This is a genomic window from Leisingera sp. F5 (assembly GCF_001593695.1).
This window is the reverse complement of the sequence record NZ_LUKH01000535.1, coordinates 1-2178: the sequence shown is the minus strand read 5'-3', so window position 1 is coordinate 2178 and position 2178 is coordinate 1. Positions and strand designations below refer to the sequence as shown.

The window sequence follows — 2178 nt, the reverse complement described above, 5'->3', positions numbered from 1 at the left end:
ACACATCCAGCGCAAGGAAAAGACCACGCTGCTGTTCATCTCCCACGACTTGTCGATCGTGCGCTACCTCAGCGACCGGGTGATGGTGATGTATCTCGGCCATGTAGTGGAGCTGGGCGATACCGATCAGGTGTTCTCGCCGCCTTACCACCCCTATACCGAAGCACTGCTCTCGGCGGTGCCGATTGCCGATACCTCTGTCGAGAAAGAGCATATCGTGCTGGAGGGCGACATTCCATCGGCAATGAACCCGCCGCCGGGCTGCCCGTTCCAGACCCGCTGCCGCTGGAAGTCCGAAGTGCCGGGCGGTCTGTGCGAAAAGGACGTTCCACCAGTGCGCCAGCTGGAAGCCGGCCATCAGATCAAATGCCACCTCAGCGACGAGGTGCTGGAACGCATGAAACCTGTGATCAAAATCGCGGCGGAGTAAGACGCAATACCCGCAGTAAATACCTTCATCTACAGCAACAAAAAAGCCGGGGGGAAATCCCCGGCTTTTTCTGTTCTCTGAGTTCCACCGCCCTATTTCAACTAAAGGATTTAAGTACAGCTTATACAACAGGACCAGTTTCAAAGCGGCCAGTCAAAGCCGCGTTTTTGTCCCAACGCTCCCAATTTTCGATCCAGTCCTGCCCGCCCAGTGCTTCAACAAGCGGTTGCAGCTGCTTTTCATAAGGCTTCCATTTGTTCAGGCCCTTAATGTTGATTTTTTCTCGGACCTGCAGAAGCGATGCGGTATTCACAACGCTCTTATTGCTTTCCGGTGCAAGGCAGGCATCCTCCCAGTCCAGCCCGCATTGCCGGAGCAAAACAGGGATTTGGTTCTCGGGGTCGGTGACCAGCGCCTCATAGGATTGGACTCTCATCTGCGTCCCAAGTTTGGACTGGTAGTCCGAGGCCGAGCGGTAGACCTCGCGAGTCATGCAGCCAAGCCAATCCAACTTGCAAGTGAACGCCATGACCTCTTGGAAGCAAATCGAGAAGTTCGATAACCCCACATCCAGCGGATGCCGCGACAAGAATACAAACTTGCAGCCAGGCAGGAGAACGTGGGCCAAGGCCATGTCCCGGCAATTCATGGGCATTTTGTCAATTAGAACCGGCCCCTTTTTCAGACCATTCAAGGCAAACTGAAAGTACATCTTGCGGAAAACTTCAATCTCCTGCTCCTCCAGACTGCCAGCCCAGGACCAAACATCTGTGCCGCGTCCGACCTCAGCCGTATACTTGCGGACCTCCTGCAATGTCCGGGACAGTGCCTTGCTTTCGCCAATTGTTTCAACGGCAGAATGCCGGTGCAGGATTGCCTCTGCCAGTGTTGTGCCCGATCTCGGCATGCCGCACACAAATATCACCTTGGGCCAGGCTGTATCGTTCGTCTTCTGTGGTGCAGGTCTGAACTGTTTGATCTGGCCGTCGACGGCACTTTGCTGTGCATCGGGATGGAACCGGGCACCCAGTGATGCCTTTGAACGTACAAAACAGTTGAAGGCAACTGAATGTTTGCCGTGGCGCTTTTCAATCAGGCCAATGGTGTTGTGGACCAGCGCCTGATCCATCCGTGGCAGCGTTTTATCCTGCGCCAGTTTCTTGAGTCGCTTGTAATTCTGGCCATTTCGCGAAAACGGCTCCAGACCGTTCAGGGCCGACAAAGCCCGGATCAGGTAGGGGTCCAGTTTCAAAGCCGTTTTAAAGTTACCGACTGCAGCTTCGATGTTGCCCGCGGTTTGCTGCATTGCAGCCAGCTTTGCCCAACCTGCAGCCACATCGGGCCATTGCTCCACCATCACTTGGATAAGTGACAATGCCGTTTGCACATCGCCCAGCTGGTAATAGCTCATCGCGGTGCGATCAAGCACTTTGATGTCAGGCAAGCCCACCTTGACTCGCGGTACCAGTACTGCAAGTGCTTGCTTGTAGTGTCCCTCCGCTAGCAAACTGTCAACACGCTCAAGCCACGGTTCAGGCGGCATCTCCTCTCCGGGAGGTTTGCGCACATGTTGGTTCATCAGACGCTCCTTGCTTCTGGCTTAAACATGAACCTAAGGGAAGGCTGGTAAAGGAGCTGTAAACAACCTGTCAGCTCAACAGCAGCACCACGATCATCAAAAGGTTCATCGAGGCAAACTGCATCAGCCGCGGGGCCTCTTTCCCTTTGGCCGCAGCCAACAGGGCAGC

General features: G+C 54.9%; 2 protein-coding genes. One reads left to right on the top strand and one right to left on the bottom strand.

Features of this window, described 5'->3' with window-relative positions; genetic code table 11:
- Positions 1-430 (top strand): oligopeptide/dipeptide ABC transporter ATP-binding protein (locus A2I95_RS32905; protein WP_367153186.1); only part of this gene is annotated, 430 nt, incomplete at its 5' end.
- Between the two features lie 121 nt (positions 431-551).
- Here A2I95_RS32905 and A2I95_RS32900 read toward each other — a convergent pair.
- Positions 552-2009 (bottom strand): sulfotransferase, encoded by a 1458-nt coding sequence (locus A2I95_RS32900; RefSeq protein WP_291736594.1) that lies wholly within the window; start codon positions 2007-2009, stop codon positions 552-554.
- Between the last annotated feature and the right edge of the window lie 169 nt (positions 2010-2178).

Coding starts and splice junctions, on each gene's coding strand:
- A2I95_RS32900 (WP_291736594.1), bottom strand. CDS start 2,009: ATGAACCAACATGTGCGCAAACCTCCCGGAGAGGAGATGCCGCCTGAA.